General features: G+C 39.2%; 18 protein-coding genes. 16 read left to right on the top strand and 2 right to left on the bottom strand.

All coding sequences use genetic code 11. The features are described 5' to 3' along the window. The first annotated feature begins 2 nt into the window (after positions 1–2). The 7 genes from K8B83_RS16525 (at position 3) to K8B83_RS16495 (ending at position 5,521) form a co-directional block, all read left to right on the top strand. Positions 3–1,100: a protein kinase domain-containing protein gene (locus K8B83_RS16525; protein WP_223418331.1), complete on the top strand. Its 1,098-nt coding sequence runs from the start codon at positions 3–5 to the stop codon at positions 1,098–1,100. 104 nt (positions 1,101–1,204) lie between these two features. Continuing rightward, the gene (locus tag K8B83_RS16520) at positions 1,205–1,600 is read left to right on the top strand and encodes a hypothetical protein (RefSeq protein ID WP_223418316.1); all 396 of its coding nucleotides are present in this window, start codon (positions 1,205–1,207) and stop codon (positions 1,598–1,600) included. 263 nt (positions 1,601–1,863) lie between these two features. Further along, positions 1,864–3,195: a tyrosine-type recombinase/integrase gene (locus tag K8B83_RS16515; protein WP_188739081.1), complete on the top strand. Its 1,332-nt coding sequence runs from the start codon at positions 1,864–1,866 to the stop codon at positions 3,193–3,195. Positions 3,196–3,894: 699 nt separating this feature from the next. Next, positions 3,895–4,272, top strand: coding sequence for a MerR family transcriptional regulator (locus tag K8B83_RS16510; RefSeq protein ID WP_188739080.1), 378 nt, complete (start codon positions 3,895–3,897; stop codon positions 4,270–4,272). A gap of 67 nt (positions 4,273–4,339) precedes the next feature. After that, positions 4,340–4,735, top strand: coding sequence for an organomercurial transporter MerC (merC, locus tag K8B83_RS16505; protein ID WP_188739079.1), 396 nt, complete (start codon positions 4,340–4,342; stop codon positions 4,733–4,735). Beyond that, positions 4,717–4,947: a GDCCVxC domain-containing (seleno)protein gene (locus tag K8B83_RS16500; protein WP_223418315.1), complete on the top strand. Its 231-nt coding sequence runs from the start codon at positions 4,717–4,719 to the stop codon at positions 4,945–4,947. The genes merC and K8B83_RS16500 overlap by 19 nt, the downstream gene beginning before the upstream one ends. 163 nt (positions 4,948–5,110) lie before the next feature. Next, the gene (locus K8B83_RS16495; protein ID WP_188739078.1) at positions 5,111–5,521 is read left to right on the top strand and encodes an antitoxin Xre/MbcA/ParS toxin-binding domain-containing protein; all 411 of its coding nucleotides are present in this window, start codon (positions 5,111–5,113) and stop codon (positions 5,519–5,521) included. A gap of 162 nt (positions 5,522–5,683) precedes the next feature. Here the strand turns inward: K8B83_RS16495 and K8B83_RS16490 are convergent, their stop codons facing one another. Beyond that, positions 5,684–6,193: a hypothetical protein gene (locus K8B83_RS16490; RefSeq protein WP_188739077.1), complete on the bottom strand. Its 510-nt coding sequence runs from the start codon at positions 6,191–6,193 to the stop codon at positions 5,684–5,686. 156 nt (positions 6,194–6,349) lie between these two features. Between K8B83_RS16490 and K8B83_RS16485 the strand changes: the two genes are divergently transcribed. Further along, a complete protein-coding gene (locus K8B83_RS16485; protein WP_188739076.1) occupies positions 6,350–6,589 on the top strand; it encodes a helix-turn-helix domain-containing protein in 240 nt (79 codons plus the stop codon). A gap of 307 nt (positions 6,590–6,896) precedes the next feature. On the opposite strand, the gene K8B83_RS16480 is transcribed toward K8B83_RS16485, so the two are convergent. Continuing rightward, positions 6,897–7,043 carry a hypothetical protein gene (locus tag K8B83_RS16480; RefSeq protein ID WP_188739075.1) on the bottom strand — a complete coding sequence of 49 codons (147 nt, stop codon included), beginning with the start codon at positions 7,041–7,043 and terminating at the stop codon, positions 6,897–6,899. A 208-nt stretch (positions 7,044–7,251) separates the two neighbouring features. On the opposite strand from K8B83_RS16480, the gene K8B83_RS16475 reads away from it, so the two are divergent. The 8 genes from K8B83_RS16475 (at position 7,252) to K8B83_RS16440 (ending at position 20,828) form a co-directional block, all read left to right on the top strand. Continuing rightward, positions 7,252–8,412, top strand: coding sequence for a tyrosine-type recombinase/integrase (locus tag K8B83_RS16475; RefSeq protein ID WP_188739074.1), 1,161 nt, complete (start codon positions 7,252–7,254; stop codon positions 8,410–8,412). Further along, entirely contained in the window at positions 8,409–10,130 is a 1,722-nt protein-coding gene (locus K8B83_RS16470; protein ID WP_223418313.1) for a hypothetical protein, read from the top strand. Before K8B83_RS16475 ends, K8B83_RS16470 begins: the two co-directional genes overlap by 4 nt. 1,053 nt (positions 10,131–11,183) lie before the next feature. Continuing rightward, positions 11,184–11,528, top strand: a complete 345-nt coding sequence (locus K8B83_RS16465) for a hypothetical protein (RefSeq protein ID WP_188741251.1) — start codon at positions 11,184–11,186, stop codon at positions 11,526–11,528. A 46-nt stretch (positions 11,529–11,574) separates the two neighbouring features. Beyond that, a complete protein-coding gene (locus tag K8B83_RS16460; RefSeq protein ID WP_223418311.1) occupies positions 11,575–18,063 on the top strand; it encodes an FG-GAP-like repeat-containing protein in 6,489 nt (2,162 codons plus the stop codon). Between the two features lie 4 nt (positions 18,064–18,067). Further along, positions 18,068–18,259, top strand: coding sequence for a hypothetical protein (locus K8B83_RS16455; RefSeq protein ID WP_188741236.1), 192 nt, complete (start codon positions 18,068–18,070; stop codon positions 18,257–18,259). Between the two features lie 229 nt (positions 18,260–18,488). After that, positions 18,489–19,466 (top strand): transposase, encoded by a 978-nt coding sequence (locus K8B83_RS16450; RefSeq protein ID WP_188741235.1) that lies wholly within the window; start codon positions 18,489–18,491, stop codon positions 19,464–19,466. A 192-nt stretch (positions 19,467–19,658) separates the two neighbouring features. Then, positions 19,659–20,105, top strand: a complete 447-nt coding sequence (locus tag K8B83_RS16445; RefSeq protein WP_188741234.1) for a hypothetical protein — start codon at positions 19,659–19,661, stop codon at positions 20,103–20,105. A gap of 120 nt (positions 20,106–20,225) precedes the next feature. Then, positions 20,226–20,828, top strand: coding sequence for a hypothetical protein (locus tag K8B83_RS16440; RefSeq protein WP_188741233.1), 603 nt, complete (start codon positions 20,226–20,228; stop codon positions 20,826–20,828). The last annotated feature ends 151 nt before the right edge of the window (positions 20,829–20,979 follow it).

Genomic DNA, 20,979 nt, shown 5'->3' with positions numbered 1-20,979 from the left:
GTATGGAGTTATCGTTTATTTTTGGCGAAACAAATTATAACGCCTTACCATGCTGCTTAAAAAGCCATCACGAAAGATCAACAGACCCTAGGGAAATTACTAAAGGAGGTAATGGATATCTCTTTTTTGGTGAAAATCGTATTCTTAATACAGGAATAGCCGTAAAATTCTATTATTGGGGAAGTGATAAAAGATATCATGCCGAACCTAATATTTTAGCAGCTATTGAATCTCCTCACGTTTTGTCTGTTCATAATGCGGGTCTTCTCAATGGAGAATGGGCATATTTCGTCACCCCATACTGTGTGAATGGTGATTTAGATGATTTAATCGATAAAACTGAATTAGGTAATTTGCAAGCAATTAATCTTACATGTCAATTACTAATGGGGGTTGGAGCGCTTCATAAAAAGCGTTTTTTACATCGTGATTTGAAGCCAGCGAACATATATCTAGGTGATCAGCTGCAATCAATTATCGGTGACTTTGGTTCGATCAAGTATTTACCTGAAGCATCAACAGAAATACCTGCGTCTAGTCATGCAGTTCTGTATCGTCCACCTGAATCTATCAAAACCAATAGCTATGGTTTTACTGGAGACTTATATCAAATAGGTCTGGTTCTTTATCAATTGCTTGGTGGGAGCCTCCCTTATGATGAGTTTTATTGGCTAAGTAAGCCGGAACGTAGAACATATGATGAGTTAAGCACAGATGCAGATAAATCAATATATTCAGATCAGTGCCTTAAGACGAAAATATTGAAAGGTAAAATCATTGATTTGAGTTCATTGCCGCCGTGGGTTTCTGAAAAGCTAAAACGTACAATTAGGAAAGCAACCCACATTGAACCATCGAAGCGATTTCAAACGGCATCATCGTTTCATGTTCAGCTAAACAATATTCGCGCAGAAACCCTTGACTGGGCTATTGAAGATGGCATTCCGATGCTGAAAGGAAAAACATCCTTTCGTATATTGAGTGAAGATGGCAATATTTTTGTGCAAAAAAGTAAAAAAGGTTCCCAATGGCGCCGAGATAACCAATTCAAAGGTAATTCGCTTTCAGAACTCGTGAGCGAAGTCAGTAAATTGGTCTAATAAGCAGATATTTCCAACTAATTTACTACTGTGTTTGAAAGCAAACGCTAATTCATGCGCTAGTTTTATTATCAAAGTATTTACATTAAAAAGGATTAATGGATATGGGCGAATGGTCTGATTATTTCGAAGACTTTCCTGAAGAAGCTCCTCAACCACTGAGCGCTGAAGAAAGAGCAAAAGAAAAATATGACTCTGATATTAAGGGTATGAATGCAGATGCATTTGCTTTAATCGCCAAAACAAAGAAAAAGGCTAATGACGCGGCTCAACTACAAAAGAAACCATTTCTTGAATCGGTTGATTACTGTCCTCAATGTGGTGAAAAAGAGTTAAATATCTATAAATTAGCGAATAAAACTCACTTATGTGAGTGCCAAGGTTGTGGAATTTATGGCTCAGGAGATAATTTTTCGGCAGCATTACATAAAACGGCATCAGCCATCGGTGATAATATCGATTGGAGAGATGGTTCACTATTTTCAGAAAGCATAAAATAAAACTAGCAAGATGCTATTCTTTCTTGACAAAAGATTATATAAATATTCAAATGTCATATATCGACTACGAATGTTCACTTTCTGAGATGTGATTTTTTGATTAGTTGTTGATTATAATGAATTTTAGTTTTATTTTGTGGCTGATTGCTTGGGTTCAAATCCCTATCCCTCCGCCACATTAAATACGAGAAAAGCCGTTGATTATCAACGGCTTTTTTTGTTTCTGGCGTTTGAGGGGCTCTCCATAAGGATTGACTCAGACAATGTATCTTTATCGAGCACCCAACAACGTATACTTTACACGTATCTGTTTATCCAAATATTTACGCGACAAGGGCTTCCCCTTTGACGTAAAAGTCTCCTTACTGACTCGTGACAGAGCAGAAGCGGTTATCCGCAACATTGATGTTGCCGGAACACTCAAAAAAATCATCAAGTCTATTGACCATCAAACACGTATTAACGACTTTATTCGTTACGTCGATGAAGTCATTAACCATCTTAGAGCTCAGTTTGATGCTGATGATTCTGATATTACGTTCAACACCACGCAAAAACCTCATTCCATTCCAATCAGAGACACTAAGTTGTCGGAATATCGTGAAACCACAGCTGTTGCGCAAGCAAAGCCTGTTATTGGGTTAAACGAAGCATTAAGCGCATTTATTATTTCAAAACAAAAATCAGCCATCAGACCTCTATCTATTAAGCAGCTTGAGCAGCGTACTCGACATTTTATTGATACCGTATCATCAAAATCCGCTCTTAAAACCAAGTTTAAAACTGATGATAAATGTGTGCACGATATCACCAGCGCTGATGCGATGACCTATCGCGATGAGTTGCTGACTCAAGGCCGAAGCTACAAAAGCAATAAAGAATACTTAGCCGCCATATTTCAGTTCTTTAAATGGTGTCAGCTAATGAACTACTCAAATCACAACCCATTCGAAAGTGTCACCGTCGGTCAAAAACCGAAAGCCAAAGCGAATCAAGGTCGCAACCGCTGGACTGCATCTGAATTAAAACGATTAATACGCTCGACTGCATTTAACGACTCAACCGACGATTTTAAGTGGGTCACACTCATGATGCTTTATGGCGGTTTAAGGCCATCTGAAGCGTGCCAGCTGTTATTAAGTGATATCAAGCAAGTAGATGGCGTTGACTGCATAAGCGTTGATGACAGCGGTGCAGGGCAACGAATAAAAAACATCAATGCTAAGCGCTATGTACCAATTCATAGTGCATTACTCGAACAAGGCTTTATGGCCTTTGTGACTCAACGCAAAACACAACAAATACAGCTGTTTGACTATAAACCTGTTGGCATCATTGAAGATTGGTCAAAAACCTACTGTAAACAGCTCGCTAAGCTTCAAACCGAAATCGGCATGCAAGCGAATAAGCGTCCAACCGCATACAGCCTTAGGCACACGTTTATTGATGAAATGAAGCAATTAGATATCAGCGAGCACATCGTGGCGCAAATCGTTGGCCACGCTAATCCCAACATCACTTTCAGTCGTTACGGCAAAGATATAAACGTTGCCGCATTGCTTAAGGATATTGAGAGAATTGAATATCAAATTTGATGATCGGGTGTGGTTAATAAATAAACTTTAAACCTAAATTAACAATCTGTCTCGATTGGCAGTAACAGTGTCAGTTGAGGCACAAATACTGCCAAAGCTGTAATTATTTCGCTACAGCAGAGAGCGAAATATAATGTTATTGAAAATGGCTCGCAGTCAGTGAGTGCGAAGAAAAACTTATAAATCAAACAAGCGTTTCAAACATTGCTTTTTTAATAGATTGTCATAAATGCTCTGCAACCCAGCACTCATCAGCTATAGGGTAGTGCGAAACAAACCTTTTCGCTCTCACTGAGAGCGAAATTAGTTTGTATAAAAGAGTGAGTAAGTAGTTTTAACTGTATCTCTATTTTGGGAGATATATAGGGATTCTGCATGAAACCAGCTAAAACGTTTATGCCCCAAACCTTGCTAGCGAGATTTTCGGCTGATAAATATCGCTTCAATTCGTTCTACATTTTCTCATGCGTGGCCGCAAAGAAACGATGAAAGGAAACTCCCAAAAGCGTTCATCTTGTAGCAATTCCTGCCAGATCTCACTTTTGCATATCTATTCCAAAACAATTGACGTGAAGTCTGACTAAGGCATAGTGTATGTTGACGGCAGCTTTGAGCGGAAAGCACTCATTGTAATTCGAGCAATTATAATTCGTATTGATATACTCATGTCATGATTAAAGTTGATTTTGTGGTCAGACGATGAGAACAATAGGCAAGTTGGCTAAAGAACTTGATTTAGGCATAGAAACTATACGGTTTTATGAGCGAGAAGGCTTGATAAATCAGCCTCAAAAACCTCAAAATGGTTATCGTGTGTATGACGACTCGATCACTAAACAATTACAATTCATTAGTAAGGCCAAAGCACTTGGCTTTACTCTAAAAGAAGTGGCTTCGTTGATGTCAATGGATGGCGATTGTGCCAAAGTTGAGTCTCTAAGCTTGCAGAAATTGAGCATAATTCAAAGTAAGATAGATGACCTTCAACGTTTAGAAGTCGTCATAAAAGAAATGACTAATTCATGCCGCAACAATAACGACCAATCTCACTGCCCAATAATAGATTCGCTAAAATAGTATTGACTCCGTATCTACCTACGGAGTTTACACTCAAATCATTCAAATAAAGTTAGATGTTCAAAAAATGATTAATAAGATTTTAGATAAAGTTGGCTCAGGTGGAGTTTGGATTGCAGCCCTTAGTTGCACAGGGTGTTTTCCTGCTCTAGGCTCATTATCATCAGCATTGGGATTAGGCTTTCTCTCTCACTTTGAGGGGATTGCTGTAAATACCGTATTACCTATATTTGCAACACTGGCATTGTTGGCAAATTTGTATAACTGGTATAAAAACAAAAATCATACGAGAGGTACTCTTGGAGTTATTGGCCCTATAGCGGTTTTGTTAACCCTCTATCCGTTATGGCAATACGATTGGAGCACTTATTTATTCTATGTAGGTATTTGTTTGATGATTGTCATGTCCGTATTAGACATTGTTAAACCTTTGAAGGAGCAAACATGCAAAATATTGAGTTAAATTCTACCATTACTTGCCCTGAATGCGGCTTCAGTAAAACTGAAAAAATGCCAACCAACGCTTGCCAGTGGTATTATGAATGTGAATCTTGCAAAGTTCTTCTAAAGCCCTTGACGGGCGACTGTTGTGTATTTTGCTCCTATGGAACAGTTAAATGTCCACCAATTCAAGAAGGACAAAGCTGTTGTATGAGCTCAGTGACAGCCTCTTAATGGCCTAAATTAGGTATTAGATCTAACGCATTTCTGTCCAAAAATGTGTTTGAAGCAATACACGAAGTTTAACCTTATTGATGCATTAATAAATTAGGTCTTCAGGCTTTTGAATTTCACTTATACTGCTATCAAATACCATTTTCTGTTGGAGTTGCTCTATATGTTAAATGAAGCGTTTTCAGTATTGGTTGGTACAAGCATCGAGCACCTTAATCGTGACTCATATAGCGATATAGAGCTTATTCGGCAGGGGGTAACCGCTGACATGCTAGCTAATGCGATGACGTTTACGGGTTTATCTAGGCGTGAATTAGAAACAGTATTAGGGGTAAAATTAAGACTTTACGATAAGCTGTTGCCAGCCATCGCGACCGAGCGTGTGTTGATGCTCATCAGTACTATTCAAGCAGGAACAGAGTACTTTGGTACGCAAGATAGAATGCTTTTATGGCTAAAGACACCCAACCAGGCGTTTGCTAATCAACAACCGATAACGCTGCTAGATACCATTATCGGTTTGGACATGATTAATGCGACGATAATTAAGTTATCTTATGGCATGACAGCGTAACAACGCCGGTGACTTTACAGCGCCTTGACGACAATTTTAATTACCAAGCTCTATTCCACCCAACATTTTCAACGGCAAATGCCGTTAGCCTAATGACGATTTCCCCTACGGTGCGAATAGTATAGTATAGTTTAGTCAATAATCACTTTTGCTAACTTACGTTCAACCTCTACTGCACTTTTTGATTTCATCTATCAATTCATTGACGGCATTGAGCTCAATGCCTTTTGCATATAGCTCGGTATCTAACACCTTGATTTTGCCATTGATGATGGGGCTATATAAATGAAACTTATGACTAAGCAATTTAAAAGCATTGAGTTTATGTGTTAACTGCTTGATATGTTGCTGAAGTACATTATAGTGGTTTTTTACCATGCTCTGATTATCAGTGTGCTTATGTAAAGTACCGTCTGGCCTTTTGGGCTGCATATGAATTGGGGCTTGTAGACTGAATCGTTGTTCATATTGTGCGTTGCGACTTCTTTTAGGAGAAAGCCGTTTCACAAAGCGGTGTTTTTCTAATTGATACAAGTGGTTATGCATGCATTTTCGAAGAATGGCAGCATCTTCAGTCTCATACGTATAGATAAGGGCTTGTAACAAATATTCCGTAGTAAACACGACGGGGCAATGTTTATTAATAATGTCTATAAAATCAACTTGTGTCATTTTGAAGGATTCGAGTTGTGAGTAAATAAACCCAGGGATGCTAGCATCCCTGGGCGAGCGTTTAGCTAATAAGGCAGCGGCAAACTGATATTAGCTAAGTGATTAATCACCACAAAACACACTATAGTGTGTTTTAATTTAATCTACAAGATAAGAATGAAAAAAAAGATTGCGATTGAGTTTGGAAAAAAACTCGCAGAAAAAAGAAAAGAAAAAGACATACTTCAGAAAGACCTGTCACAGCAATGCGGCTTTAGCCTCAACTATATTGGTATCGTAGAGCGCGGTGAGAAAAGCATCAGCTTAGAGAAAGTGTATGTTATTGCAGCGATTCTTGAATGCTCAGTGCATGATTTAATCCCAGACGAGAAAGCGATCTTACTCGAGGTTGAATAGCTTGAGACACAAGATTGTTGAGTAAAGTGAAGGTTTATTTAACCTTAGAAGAGGCGATATGCTGCGTAATGCAGTTACGAGAATAATCTTATCGAAGCACGTCTAGAACAACTCTATGACAGTATTTTGCGGTATATCGATTATCAATGCTTTTTATTTATGATTCAAACTTGCAAAAGCCACTTAAGCACAAGATAAACGGCTAAGGTGGGTAAAGCTGCCAAATATAATTTTTGCCCATCAACACACAATGTCATTTAGCGATACTTTGTTTGTATTGAAAGTGATGACTGTAAAGTTGACTAAGTTACTGCATGCGATGATAGCTCAATAATGTCGGCAACATTACTGTGTCATGACGAACCGTTGATGCTTCCTCCTCCTCAGCCTTTTTTTCTACATATTCAAAAAATAATTTACTCATAATATAAATTTTGTCGATGATTTCAGTCATGTTAAACGTGTTCGCTATGACATTTAACACTGTGATTATGTAATGTTTTATTTTGTTCATGACGTTGTAATATTGACTTTTTAAAATGTTGGATGTATATAAGCAATTGAAATATATAAAGTTTTTATATTTTTTAGTATTGTATATGTTCAAGGATATGTTAATCTTCGCTTAAGAAAAGCGGGCAAAGACTCGCCAAGGTTAAGCAATGAAAGATTTAACAGTCTCACATTATGTGAAGCAATATTTATCTTCAAGAGTACACGAAGTCGCACCATCGACTTTACGTTCTGAGCGTTGTAAAGCATCAAAAATCATTAAATTGATTGGACAGCGCTATATTGATTCTGTCACTCATAGTGACATCATTCAGCTGCGTCAAAAATTGCATAAAAGCTATGCAAACAAGTCGATAAATGAGTTTTATATCATTTTGCGTGCAATATTTAACAATGCGTCTCGAGATGGAGTAATCGTTAGAAATCCAATGGATGGTGTTCAAAATCTATCGGTTTGTCACGCAGAGCCTAATCCTTTCTCTCGAGCTGAATTAACAGCGTTAGCACAAACAGAAGTGCTTTGTTTGTCAGGGAAAAATGCTTTTCAGTTATGCGCCCTAACTGGGCTTCGGATAAGTGAGTTGTTGGCAATAAGCTGGGAAGATATTGACTTTATTAATGCAAAACTCAAAGTCAAAATCGCGTTAGTTGATAAGCAATATAAAACTCCAAAAACCCCAGGTTCTCAACGTACAGTTGAGTTATGTGCTTCTGCTATTAGTATATTAACACAACAAAAACTGATAACTGGACATCGAAAAGCTAGAAAAATATCAGTGCTTCAACGCGACAATAAAACGAAAAAAATAGAAAATTTATCACTCGTTTTCTACAACACTCAGACGAATCAACCTTTCATTAGCGCAAAACAATTTAACAAAACGTTTTTTACACCATTTTTAGCATCTGCAAAAGTGAAGCACCGCGGAGCCGGACAGCTGCGACATACGTTTGCAAGTCAAGCCCTGACATCAGGCATCTCAAAAGAATGGCTGGCAAGGCAAATGGGACACGAAAGCACTGCCATGATTGATATTCACTACGCGAGGTGGATGTGTGCAGATGCACCAGACTTTGTTAATAAAGTTGAGCAGCAGTTTCAAGGGATATTTACGCCAATACAGGCATTTGAGCAAGCAACAGTAAATACCTGCGCATCAGAATTACCTGCACCTTCAAATACTCCAACAGGAGCTGATATTCAGCTTTCAGAGCAACAATTATCACAACTGCTCATTAGTCACCCTCATTTAATCACACAGCATCTAAAAATGCTTTTAAGTCAGAATGTTGGGGAGATGTTGATATGAGATTAACGACTCTCTTCTTTGCATTTGTTAACTATGCATTTAATGACAAGGGGCGCAGAGCTGGCAAAGCTACCTTGTTTCATTCATTACGTCTCACAGAAGAAATGGCGCTTAAACAAAAGTATTTGACTAAGTCACAGAAGCTGATGCGCTCAAAGAATGAGATCGAAATTGAATGGGATAGCTCGCTATCGCACACTAATTTGATTGATACCCCTGATGGAATTGTCCCTCTAGATAACTTTTCACAAGAGCAAAGAGAGCAAATGATGTTCGAAATTTTGCAACCCGAAACAATGAAGAGTGCTGATGCGCGTAAATTGGGGCAAGACAAAGCACGCTCAAAAAACAAACTTAAAGAGTGGATAAAGGCAGGTCATTTTTGCAAGAAAGGTATTGAGTTAGTCGATGAAATTTTCTCGAGTGATAGCTTAATAAATGTGCATCATGCTGCATATCGATTGAATTTGCTTGATATGAAGCGTAAAGCTCAGCGAGTTGAGCAATTGGTGAATTATATCAAAGCCCACAATACATTGTTAGATAAGCCTAATTCACTTAACTCTGTCAATTTTGAAGAATTATTATTCAAAATCCCGATAAATAATCAGATAGGTACAGACATTGTGAGCAATGAAGAAATGATGCACGCAATGAAAAGTTTCTTACAGCGTTATTATCCTGATTATCCAATTAAACTCATGGTGTTACATCATGATGAACGACTACCCGGTGAAGTAACTGGCGGTCATGTGCATGCTTTTATTTCGGGGAAAAATGCTTTAACGCATCAATACGATTTACGTATCGCACAAATTAAAAAAGTGAATGAGTTTCTATTCAAACGTGATGGTATGTCAGCGACTTTATTTTCTGAAATTGGACGTTTGAATTATGAGCAGGCAGGCGATGTGGCAAAGCATATGCAAGAGATGTTCTATGAGTTCGTCAACGAACATCTCTTTCATCCGAAGAACATCAATGCTGCATTTCATCCGGAATCGGTTCGTAAATCTGAAAAACGAAAGCAAATGCGCAGAGAAGCGAAATTGGCTAAGCGTGATAGAGCATTCAACTATCATGCTCGACTGCTTGAAAATGTAAACAGTTTAGAAATTCAGCTTAAAAGTTTTGATGATAAAATTTCTGAGCGAAAACAAGTGCTTGACGATGTAGAGAGCAAAATTATTAACGTGAGTGAAAGTTATGACGCTTTGACAATAAAACATGACGCACTTGAACAACAATGTATTCAGCAAGAAGAAAGACTATCTGATATTGAGATAGTTGTTCAACAAAAGCAGCGTAGACTCAGTAAAAAAATGCTGCTTGAACAAGAAGTTGATGAGCGTTTGAACGTAAAGGTAGAGAAAGAAAAGAAATTAGATGCATCGATTTGGCTTAAACAGCAAAAACACACAGAATTAGATAACGCTATAGCTGAAAAACAATCAATTTTAGACAGACTTAGCGTGATGACAACCCAGGCATTGTTACCAGTGCACAAAATGTTAGAGCATATGAATAATCGATTGATACTTAAAGGAAGATCGGGGGCTGCAGAGTTCATGCAATATGTCATTAAAGCGTTTAGTGCAGATTTGCCAGCTGAGCTCCGAAAAATACTAATAAAAATTGCGAATAATACGGGCGATACGGAGCTTGAAAACGCGTTAACACGCAAAGACAGTCAGATTAACGACTCATTGGATATGTGATAAAGCACGCGTTCAATATTCGTTTAATGATGCGTTAACGGTATTCTATCAGATTAGAGTCAATACAATATAAGTTGCTCGCAAATTAAGCAGAGGATTGGTCATTACTTTTATAAAGTGATGACCGATTTTTTATTAATCGCTGAGAGTGTAAGACTTAAATTAACGGCTAGGCATGAGGTTATGCTTGTATCGAGTTATGGAGTGTAGTTTGTGGCAATAGCGCTATCGAGCCCTAATTGGCAGCACTGCTGCCACAGATGGCACTTACGCTGCCAGTGGCGGCATTAAAGATGTCAGTGGTCGTTTTATAGAGCAAACGGATGAGGCGAAATAGTCAAAATATCGATTTGATAAATTGAGGTTTGAACAACATGTATGTTTGAAGCCCATTAGTATTGAAATGAAATTACCGTATATGGTGAGAGTATAAAACCCGCATGGCCATTTGTTTTTTACAACGTGATAATGTTTAGACTTAGCCTAAACAGACCTTAACTTCGCACTCGTTGAGTGCGAAAAAATACAGCTTCGCAGTCAGTGACTGCGAAGCAAAAAGCAGCCCACAATTATGTGGGACCAGTACGTAACCCGGTACGTTTATCTCCCACTTTTTGTTCCAAAAAGATGGGAGATAAACTCGGGCAAGGGGAATCCCCTTTGAACCCCAAAAGCCAACTAAAGACGGCAGCATTGAATTAGCTGAAATACTTCAATAACCCTAATCGGTTATGAGTAACAATTAGGCCTAGTGAAGTGAATAATAATCAATTTGATGATCCCTCAGTTTTACCTAGGTATCAAGACAACACTACTTAGAGAAAGCATGAGCATGTGGCGATTAAATTTAATTATAACCAATAGCAAAACGACAAATTTAATGGTGACTCACCTAGAACTCGAACATTGATAACGCTTCGAATTCATCTTCGATTAGTGGTTAAAAAATAATTTTGAAACGTTGATTTTATTATGTTGACAGAATGTAAAGTTGAGCATATTTTCTTCGAATTCTAGAATCAGCAACTTTAGCTTGCAAATGGATTTCAATATATGCACAAAAGGATGTTTTGCCCTACATTAAGAAGATTGAACATAGGTTTGGTGTTTTTTTATTTTGTAGGATTACCTGCTATTGCAGCTAATCAATCTGTATCTTTCGATGTATTAAACAACACCAGTTATGACGGCTGCCCTTATTCCGGTGAAGTTGCCATTTCTGTTGAGTATGATTTAGTCGAATCGAACGTTGGTCAGTTAATTGTTTCCGCTGTTAACTCAGGTCGGTCTTATGAGCTAACAAGGAAAGATGTTGAACACGGTCCAGGCAGTGCTGTATTTGTCTTTGAGCTACAAGAGTGCATTGAACGTATCGATGTAGCCCTTACCCCCTTTTAAATTCCAATTATCAACCTTTATTATTACGTGAAAGTAAGGATGCCTCATGTCTCGCCATAAATTATTGCTTCCAATAATGCTCATTATTCTTGGAGTAAGTGCATCTTCGAAGGCCGAAGTTGTAGGGTTGTCTTCAGGTGAGTTTAGGGTTGATGAGAGTGGTGCCGCCACATACTCAGTACCCATTAACATACCTGAAGGTCGAGCAGGCGTAACGCCGCAAGTGTCGTTAAACTATTCAAGTAATAACCTTCAAGATGGCCCTGTAGGTATTGGTTGGAGTGTTGGCGGTATTTCAGCCGTTTCTCGCTGCCCACAAACGCCAATTAATGACAATGCGATTACAGGTGTAAATTTTACCAGTAGTGATAGGTTTTGTCTTGATGGTCAACGATTGATATTGCTTGCGGGTACCTACGGTGCACCTTATTCAACTTACATTAAAGAAATTGATGACTTCTCAATTGTTACCGCTATGGGCGGTAGCCAAGCTAATGGGCCTAGTTATTTTGAAGTCAAAACGAAAGCCGGTGAAACTTATTATTATGGTAATCCCGGTTTAACGGGTCTTGTCAGTACAAATCAAGCGGACGCATTTGTTGAGCCAAGCAATAAGACTGGAATGGCAAAAACATGGGCTGTTAAAGTCATCAAAGATATTAAAGATAACTATATTCTGTTTAATTACAACAACAGTAAAACGAATGGGACATTTTACATTGATAGCATTCAGTACTCAGCAAAATTGGGCGACAGTACTGCTTTCAATAAAGTTAAATTTGTTTACGAAGACTACGGTAAGGGTTTTTTAGGTTATCAAGCGGGGGCTATTGCAAAGCATAACAAAATACTAAAGCGTATTGACTCATCGGTTGACGGTAGCAACTACCGCTCTTACTTTTTGAACTATGAGAACAGTAATTTTATAGAAGAGCGCACCTTATTAACATCCGTTCAAGAATGTCCCGATAATGATACTGACTTTGGTAATTGCTTACCCAAAACAACGTTTGGTTGGCAACGCCCCAATCTATCTAGCAGTAGCATGCAATATCTGTGTAAGTCAGAGCCTGCTGGGCCTGACTTTTGTCATGATGTACCCACATCAACTGATTTTAAGCCATTTGAGAATCCCACCTCTGTTGCGAGTGGATCTGCCAACGTTAGTACTTCTCAAGTTTTTGACGTCAATGGTGATGGGTATCAAGATATTGTTTACGTCAGTGGTAGTTCGTGGGCTGTGAAGCTCGGCCCTTACTTTACTTCCACCAAAACGATGACATCGATTGGTACATCAAAAAAGGAATATGCACTTAATATTGATTATAACGGTGATGGTGTAAGGGATTTACTTGTTGCCAACTCTGCAACAGCAAATTGGCATGCATTATCATTTCAAGCTAGCGAAAGTGTTGAGGCATGTGCTAAGTGGGAGCAATGTGTTACTAAAATTATAACCTCTGAATACACGTTAACCAACCTTAATGTCGTCGCCACCGGGCTTGAGAACGGTGCGCAAGTTATGGATGTCAATGGTGATGGCAATGAAGACATTGTTTTTCGAACGGGCAATACGATTAAGGCTCATGTAAACAATGGCAATGGTACTTTTACTGCGAATAAAACCCTCTATACCTTTACGGATACCATTGCATCGGCTGAGTTAAATATGGGAGTGCAATCTCAAACTGCTGATATGAAATCTGCCAGCGCCGTTGATGTTAATGGTGATGGCCGCTCAGACCTTGTGATGAAAGTGACGTCGACAACATCCGGTTGTTATGTTCGTGGTGTATTAAATGCTTCTATTCGCACTAGAGATGAATGTCAAAGAGATTGGGCTGGCACTTGGACCAGCAGTACTTCAACAAAACATATGCTTTTTGTTGCATCAGGCACCATGGCAAATCCGGTCTTAACCTTACAGCAGACCCTTGGTAACTATGAAGACACCTTCCGTATAGCCGATTTAAATGGTGACGGCTTGAGTGATTTGTTATTTGTCAGTGGCGATAAATGGTGGTATCGACTCTCTAACGGTATTGAATTCTTAGCGTCTAGAGACGCGGGGTTAGCTACATCGAGTACTAAAAAATACCTTGACCAATTTGTTGATTTAAACAATGACGGCCGCGCGGACGTGTTACATGCAACTTCCACGTCTAATTGGGCTATTTTCTTCTCTCGCCCCACAAATTCGGGTGAATGGATTTCATTTGAGAGCCGTGGCTTTATGGATTTTGACGCCAATGCTACGGTTCGTTTTGGTGATACGGATGGCGATGGTAAATTAAACCTACTGACTTCAACAGGCAGCAGTTGGAAAAAATACTATAACCGTAAAGGGATTAAAGAGTTCGCCATCAATACCATTACCAATGGCTTTGGTGTTGCGACAACGGTGACCTACAAACCGATGACAGACTCATCCGTGTATGTGACCAATTTCTCAGATGCAGACACAACAACAGATACGTTCTCACCTCACTCAGGTATGCAACTCGTCAGTAAAGTAGAAACACAAAGCAATATTGGTGTTGATGGCAAAGTATCGGTCAACTATCAATACGGTGGTTTTCTTATCCATAAAAAGGGCCGTGGTTCATTAGGCTTTCAGATGTTAAAAACCATCGATAACCAAACCAATGTTGTGACCGAAACCAAATACAGTCAAGAGCATGGTGAATTAACGTTTGCCCATGCAGGCATGCCTATTGAAACCATTCAAATGCTTGATACTCAGATGCTTTCAAGGGCGAGTAACACGCTAGACGTCATCCAAACCGCTAATGGTGGTATTTCACCTTATATTGCATCTTCAGAAGAAGAAAGTTACATACTAGACAGTAATCTGAGTAGCACACTGTCAAGCGTAACGCTCACGACCAATCAATATGATGACTGGGGTAACTTACTTGAAAGTAACATTGAAATTTCTGATGAATACTCTAATGACGTACTCACTACCAACAATGTTAATACCTATGGTTCAGGTGACTGGGAACGATATGGCCGTTTAGCTTCTTCTGTTGTCACAAAAACACGAACAGGCGACCCTAAAACACATGTCCGAGAAACCACATTTGATTACTATTCAAATTTGATGTTGAAATCGAGCACATTATCACCTAATCAAGCAGCCACTAAACTCACAACCACTTATGGGTATGATGCCTGGGGAAATAAAACCTCTGAAGCAGTAACGGGTTATAGCACAGCAACAGGCACAAATATTACTCGCAGTACGAGTAGCAATTATGGTGCTAAAGGGCGTTACCTGAGTTACACAGATGATGCGATGGGGTTTAGAACCAGTTTTAAGTATAACAATGTTGATGCAGACTCTGTAACAGGTGTCATCACTTCAATAAAAACTACCGATGCCAATAATGTCGCAAAAATAGAATATTTTGATGATTTAGGCCGACTAAAAACCATTGACCATCCTGACGCAAAAACAACGACCGTTACTCAAGCTTTTTGCAGTAGCTGTTCTAGTAATGCCTATTATTACGTTAGAACAACGGTAACCGGAAATCCCACCCAGGAAGTGTATTTTGATAAATGGGGGCGCGAGGTTATCGCTCAAACCACAAGCTTTAGCGGTGGCTGGAACAAAGTCATCAAAGAGTACGATGAGCAAGGCCGAGAAAAAATGGTGTATGAGCCAAACTCAACTGACTTTACACTTTTTGAATACGATGAATTAAATCGACCTAATACCGTTACAAAGCCCAATGGCACAACAGTCACAAATGAGTTATTTGGCTTTGAAAGTCGAACCACTAATGAAGTCGGTATAACGACAAGCGTATATCAAAATGGTTTTGGTGAAACGGCTTATACTGAAGATGCAATCGGTAATACAGTGTCTTTTACTTATGATGCTCAAGGCAATGTTGTGACTACAGACACAACCGGAGAAGGCAGTAATTACATTGTCACCGTGACTTATGATGACTGGGGCAGGAAACTCTCCACCAATGACCCGTCAAAAGGTCTATGGAAATACACCTATAATGCTTTTGGTGAGTTAATGACCCAGGAGACCGCTAGAGGCCATACCTTCACTTTTTCATATGATTTACTTGGACGCAAAATAAAAAGCTATGAGCCATCAGAAGGCACGCTTTGTTGGAATTATGGTACAGCGACCGATAAAGGCAGACTGCTTTCAGTCGAAAAATTTGATGCAGCAGTTGCAACGTGTGCTAGTGGCAATCCAACCTATAAAAATAGTTTTACTTATTATCCAGATGGCTTAGTTAAAACGACAACAACCTTAATAGAGGGGAATACGTTCACGCAAAGCCAAACTTACGATAGCTACAGCCGCCCAAGTGTTACCACTTACCCTGCAGGTACTGCGGCGTTTTCAGTTAAGAATTACTACACAACGTCTGGTTATCTATCTGAAGTACGTAATAATATAACGAGCGCGTTATTAAAACATGTTGACTCGATGACCGCGCGAAATCAAGTCGACGAAGTCACTTACGGTAACAATGTGACTACCACTGCGATGTTTGAAGATGACACTGGCTGGTTATCAAGTATTGACGTTAAAAAGGGTAGTACTCAGCTTGCTTACACTGATGTCGTGCATGATGATATAGGCAACGTAACCAGTCGCTGGACTAAATTTGGTTCAACCCCTGGAAGCATTACCGACTTTACAGAAACGTATGGCTATGACTACCTGACAAACCGTTTAGAAGACAGGACAATTAGTATTGCGACTGGTAGTGGTATCTTGCCAACAAATTTTAAAACGTATCAAGATTTCAATTATGATGACTGGGGTAATATTAAATTTAAAACGGGTGTGGGCAATTACACCTACTATGCAACTAAACCGCACCAGATTAATGAGGTCAAATCAGCCTCTGGAGCGCAATTGTATAAGTTTTTCTATGATGCCAACGGCAATAGTAAAACAGATGGTACTCGTACCTTTAATTATGGCAGTTACGACAAGCCAACATTAATCACCAAGGCTGGCAGCAGTTCTACCATGAAATATGGGCCTGAACGTGAGCTTATTTATAAATCTGATACGTATGTCGAAAATGGTAAAAATGTTACTTATCAGACAACCTATTTAGGCAATTATGAAAAGGTATATCGTACGGGTGGCGCAGGTACATTAACCGAGCATAAGTTTTATGTTGGCGATATTGTCTATACCCAACGAAGCAATGGTTCAAGTGATACTTTTTATCTACACAAAGACCATCAAGGCTCAGTCATCGCTACAACCAATGCCAGTGGCGCAGTGGTATCGCAAGCGATTTACGACCCTTGGGGTAAACGTACCGCTGTCTATTTGGCAAGTTTATTATCAAATTATACCTACAGCGAGCCAACGGACAGAGGATATACAGGCCATAAACATATAAAAGACTTAGATATTATTCATATGAACGGTCGGATCTACGATCCAACCTTAGGTAGGTTCTTACAAGCTGATCCCTTCGTTCAGGCGCCGTTGAATAGCCAATCGTATAACCGTTATAGTTACGTGCTGAACAACCCTATGTCGATGACAGATCCGAGTGGTTATTTCAGTTTTAATCCATTTAAAAAAATTGGCAGATCATTAATTAAGGGTGCAACAAAGATATTTGGTGCACAATTGGTTAATATGGTTGGAACTGCTGTTGCAACTTATGTTGGTGGTCCTTTGGGGGCAGCTGCTTGGACATATGAGTTTAATAGGGCAATGGGTAATAGTTCGACAGGTTCGTTGAAAGCAGCCTTTATATCTTATGTGTCAGCATCACTGCCTGCTGCCGATACGGGAAGTTCTATAGGTAACTTTGTGTTAGATGGTGCTGTCGGTGGAAGTATATCTTATGCATCCGGTGGGAATTTTGGACATGGCTTTTGGGCTGCCGGATTAAATAGTGCCGTAGGCGGAGATAGTATTACTGATAACCCTTATGCGAATGTTGTTATATCTGGGATTATTGGTGGAACAATTTCAAAAGTTACAGGAGGTAAATTTGCTAATGGTGCAATGAGTGCTGCTTTTTCTGCTGCTTTGAGGCAGGATTGGACAAGCCCACCTAAAGAAGGTAGTGCAGCATGGGATGCTAGAGAAGAAGCATACTTCCAAGCTGAGTTAGCCGCAGATCAAGCTATGTTGGCTAGTGGAGAGGGCTTATTGGCTTCAAATTGGGATTGGATGGAAAATAATTTCACAGGTGAGGCTGCAAAAATGTGTCGAGCAACTTGTATTGATAAATACTATGGCGACTTATATTATGATGCGCAAATTGTAGCTGAGCAGGGGTTGGCTGGACTGGCTGCTAATCAATACGCAAAATATATTCAAAAAAAGTCCCCTGCAATCGCAAATAGAAATACCTATGGGGGGAAAAAACAGTTTGAAGCAGGTACTAGGCAATTAAAAACTATAAAACAATTTCAATATGTAACGGGGATTTCTGCCGTAGCAGGCGCTGGTGCAAAAGGTTTTGTTTGGGGAGCGCGTGGATACTGTACTGTAGATTGTATAAATAGTGGAGGGTAATTTTATGAGAATTTTAGCAGCATTAATCGGAGGGCTTTTTATTATATTAGGGCCTCTTTTAAGTATTTTGTTTTTTACTACCTATATGACTTTGATAATTGAAATTATTAGCTCCCTTGCTTTTGGAGTTCTATTCATCTACTACGCTAAAACAGGAAGAAATTTAGGAGATGAAATTATCAAAAGCTTATTGTAAAAAATAAAAAGGGAATAAGTGCCATATATGGACGCTCCCTGTGAGTCAAGACAATACTCTGCTCACCTAAGGCTTTTGGCCTGACTCTTCTACGAATAACATGGCCACCCGAATAACATGGCCACCCATTCTAACTGGCTACACCCGAATAACATGGCCACCCATTCTAACTGGCTAAATATTCAACACTGAACTAGGCTTTATTACCCTTTTCAAATGGTAATAGAAGATGGCCAGACCAAGACAAACTATCGTTAGTCTAGAAGATACACCTTACTACCACTGCTGTTCGCGTGTGGTGCGTAAGGCATTTCTTTGTGGAATCGATAAATCTACTGGTGAAAACTTTGAGCATCGGCGCGAGTGGGTTGATTCACGCATTCTTGAGTTAGCGACCATTTTTGCTATTGATATCTGTGCTTATGCCGTGATGAGTAATCACTTACATGTGGTGTTAAAGGTTGATGCTGACAAAGTAAAACAGTGGTCAGATAAAGAAGTGCTCATTCAATGGCACAAAGGCTTTAAGGGCACGTTGCTTACGCACAAATACCTAAAAGAAGAAGACCTTAACCAGTTTGAGCTTCAAACGGTTAATGAATGCATTACTGAATACCGTAAACGCTTAATTGATATCAGTTGGTTTATGCGCTCACTCAGTGAGCCTATAGCTAGAATGGCCAACAAAGAAGATAAATGTACCGGAAGATTCTGGGAAGGCAGGTTTAAATCTCAAGCACTACTTGATGAAGCCGCAGTTTTAGCCTGTATGGCTTATGTCGATTTAAACCCTGTCAGAGCCAAAATGGCTGCAACCCCTGAAACCTCGGATTACACCAGTATTCAGCGCCGAATAAATTCAGCAATAAAAGGCGAGCAACCACCAGAGCTATTACCGTTTGTGGGTAATGAAAGACTCAATATGCCTAACGGGCTCATGTTCAGCGTGAAAGACTACATTGTACTGGTTGAAGATACCGGTCGGATAATTCGAGAAGATAAGCGTGGTGCCATTAGTTCAAGCAGTCAGGACATACTGAATAGACTCAACATCCCAGCAGAGAATTGGCTTAAAATCACCACTGAATTTGGTACATTATTTAAAGGTGCTGTCGGAGCATTACCCGCATTAACTGAATATTGTGAGCATTTAGAGCGAAAACGACGACAAGGCGCTGCAAATTGTCAGCGCTGGCTGTGCGCTTAAGTCATCATCCCCAATCAAATTACAATTCACCTTATACTTGATTGATATCAAGGTCCTCTGCTGTGTTGAATTCTGCAAATGATGAATAAACCACTCATTTAACGATAATATTTTAGCTGTATCGATAAAGATTGATGAGTTGATCACATCGTTCGTAACCCTCGCCAAAGCCATGAAAACGAGTTATGTTATTTGTTCAAAAAATGGGTGGCATCGTTTTCTTTTCTTGGCAGTGTTGGTGGCTGGGGAGATGCTGCACAAAGGATCGCTGTGTCAGCGCTTGGTGGGTGTGGAGCTGGTAAAGCGTCTGGCGGTTCTTGCAGCAGAGGTGCTAAGTTAGCAGCTATAGCTCAAGCAGTTAGTATCGGTGTTGAAAAGTTTACAACTCAAAAACCTACATATAAAAATGGAGATAAGGGACATTTAGTAAAAGTTAATGCTGATGACTATTTAGGTGATGAGGTATGGAACCCATGTCTTGATATTTGTGATGCGACCTCTGGCTTAGGAGGAAATGGCTATAATCATGTAGGTATAGGTAATGTAACTTCTAAAGCACCTGGTATGATTAATGAAAATGGTTGGTTAACAGGCTCAATTGGCAAGTTACCAGGCATGGATTCTGGTCATCCGATGTAAGTTATTTAGGTACTGCTGGTCAATTTCTAACAAACCAAATGACAATAGTTCCAATTAATGGACTGAATTATGTTGGATTAGGTGTGAATAGTTATAAATATTACTATCGAGGCATAAGAGATGGCTATTAAACGAATAGTGTTGGCAGGTTTGATTGTATTCTCTATTTCAATTATTGGTTGCTCAGTTAGTTCAGATATCATCAGGAGTATTCCCAAAGTTAATAGTGTAGCTATTGAAACTTGGCCTTTACGAACTGATAATTTTGATATATTTATTAAACCTGATAATGATTTAGTTATTAATAGAACTAGTAAAGTTTTACTAACTATAGATCAGGAGAGCTTTTCAACAAATACAGAAAACAAAAATCAGTCTTTTTATGTGGCGGTTAGATCGAAAGTTGGAGGTAATTCGTTTTGGAATTCAGCTTTTGTTAACTTACTTTATGAAGGAAAGTCAGTTCAAATAAATAAAATAGACTACGTAAATATTCTTATTTTGGATGGCACTTGCAATAAAGTGGTTAGTCATAAAGTTGATGCTATAAAGCTGATGGGAAATGACTACGCCTGTCTGAAAATTGAATATGATACTCCTCAAATAAATCCGTTGAAAAAATTTGAGCTAAATTTAGGTGGCCTGAGTATTGATTCTGAAAAAGTATCACCGATAACTTTCGAATTCGAAGGTCAAAATAAAACTATTGAAACTAGGAACTAAATAAAAAGGTGTAGTAACATTTGAGAGTTATTCTCACTTGATTTCAAACCTCTCGTTGTAGTTACCCGAAGGTTTTAACAATAACATGGCCACCCATTCTAACTGGCTAAATATTCAACACTGAACTAGGCTTTATTACCCTTTTCAAATG

Source organism: Shewanella inventionis (genome assembly GCF_019931735.1).
GTDB lineage: Bacteria > Pseudomonadota > Gammaproteobacteria > Enterobacterales > Shewanellaceae > Shewanella > Shewanella inventionis.
This window is presented reverse-complemented; position numbering and strand designations above follow the sequence as displayed.

Excerpts from the sequence above, each read along its gene's own strand:
- K8B83_RS16525 (WP_223418331.1), top strand. The coding sequence starts at position 3 with ATGGAGTTATCGTTTATTTTTGGCGAAACAAATTATAACGCCTTACCA.
- K8B83_RS16480 (WP_188739075.1), bottom strand. The coding sequence starts at position 7,043 with ATGACTGAAATCATCGACAAAATTTATATTATGAGTAAATTATTTTTT.
- K8B83_RS16510 (WP_188739080.1), top strand. The coding sequence starts at position 3,895 with ATGAGAACAATAGGCAAGTTGGCTAAAGAACTTGATTTAGGCATAGAA.
- K8B83_RS16520 (WP_223418316.1), top strand. The coding sequence starts at position 1,205 with ATGGGCGAATGGTCTGATTATTTCGAAGACTTTCCTGAAGAAGCTCCT.
- K8B83_RS16460 (WP_223418311.1), top strand. The coding sequence starts at position 11,575 with ATGTCTCGCCATAAATTATTGCTTCCAATAATGCTCATTATTCTTGGA.
- K8B83_RS16490 (WP_188739077.1), bottom strand. The coding sequence starts at position 6,193 with ATGACACAAGTTGATTTTATAGACATTATTAATAAACATTGCCCCGTC.
- K8B83_RS16455 (WP_188741236.1), top strand. The coding sequence starts at position 18,068 with ATGAGAATTTTAGCAGCATTAATCGGAGGGCTTTTTATTATATTAGGG.
- K8B83_RS16515 (WP_188739081.1), top strand. The coding sequence starts at position 1,864 with ATGTATCTTTATCGAGCACCCAACAACGTATACTTTACACGTATCTGT.
- K8B83_RS16450 (WP_188741235.1), top strand. The coding sequence starts at position 18,489 with ATGGCCAGACCAAGACAAACTATCGTTAGTCTAGAAGATACACCTTAC.
- K8B83_RS16465 (WP_188741251.1), top strand. The coding sequence starts at position 11,184 with ATGCACAAAAGGATGTTTTGCCCTACATTAAGAAGATTGAACATAGGT.
- K8B83_RS16470 (WP_223418313.1), top strand. The coding sequence starts at position 8,409 with ATGAGATTAACGACTCTCTTCTTTGCATTTGTTAACTATGCATTTAAT.
- merC (WP_188739079.1), top strand. The coding sequence starts at position 4,340 with ATGATTAATAAGATTTTAGATAAAGTTGGCTCAGGTGGAGTTTGGATT.
- K8B83_RS16485 (WP_188739076.1), top strand. The coding sequence starts at position 6,350 with ATGAAAAAAAAGATTGCGATTGAGTTTGGAAAAAAACTCGCAGAAAAA.
- K8B83_RS16475 (WP_188739074.1), top strand. The coding sequence starts at position 7,252 with ATGAAAGATTTAACAGTCTCACATTATGTGAAGCAATATTTATCTTCA.
- K8B83_RS16500 (WP_223418315.1), top strand. The coding sequence starts at position 4,717 with ATGCAAAATATTGAGTTAAATTCTACCATTACTTGCCCTGAATGCGGC.
- K8B83_RS16495 (WP_188739078.1), top strand. The coding sequence starts at position 5,111 with ATGTTAAATGAAGCGTTTTCAGTATTGGTTGGTACAAGCATCGAGCAC.
- K8B83_RS16440 (WP_188741233.1), top strand. The coding sequence starts at position 20,226 with ATGGCTATTAAACGAATAGTGTTGGCAGGTTTGATTGTATTCTCTATT.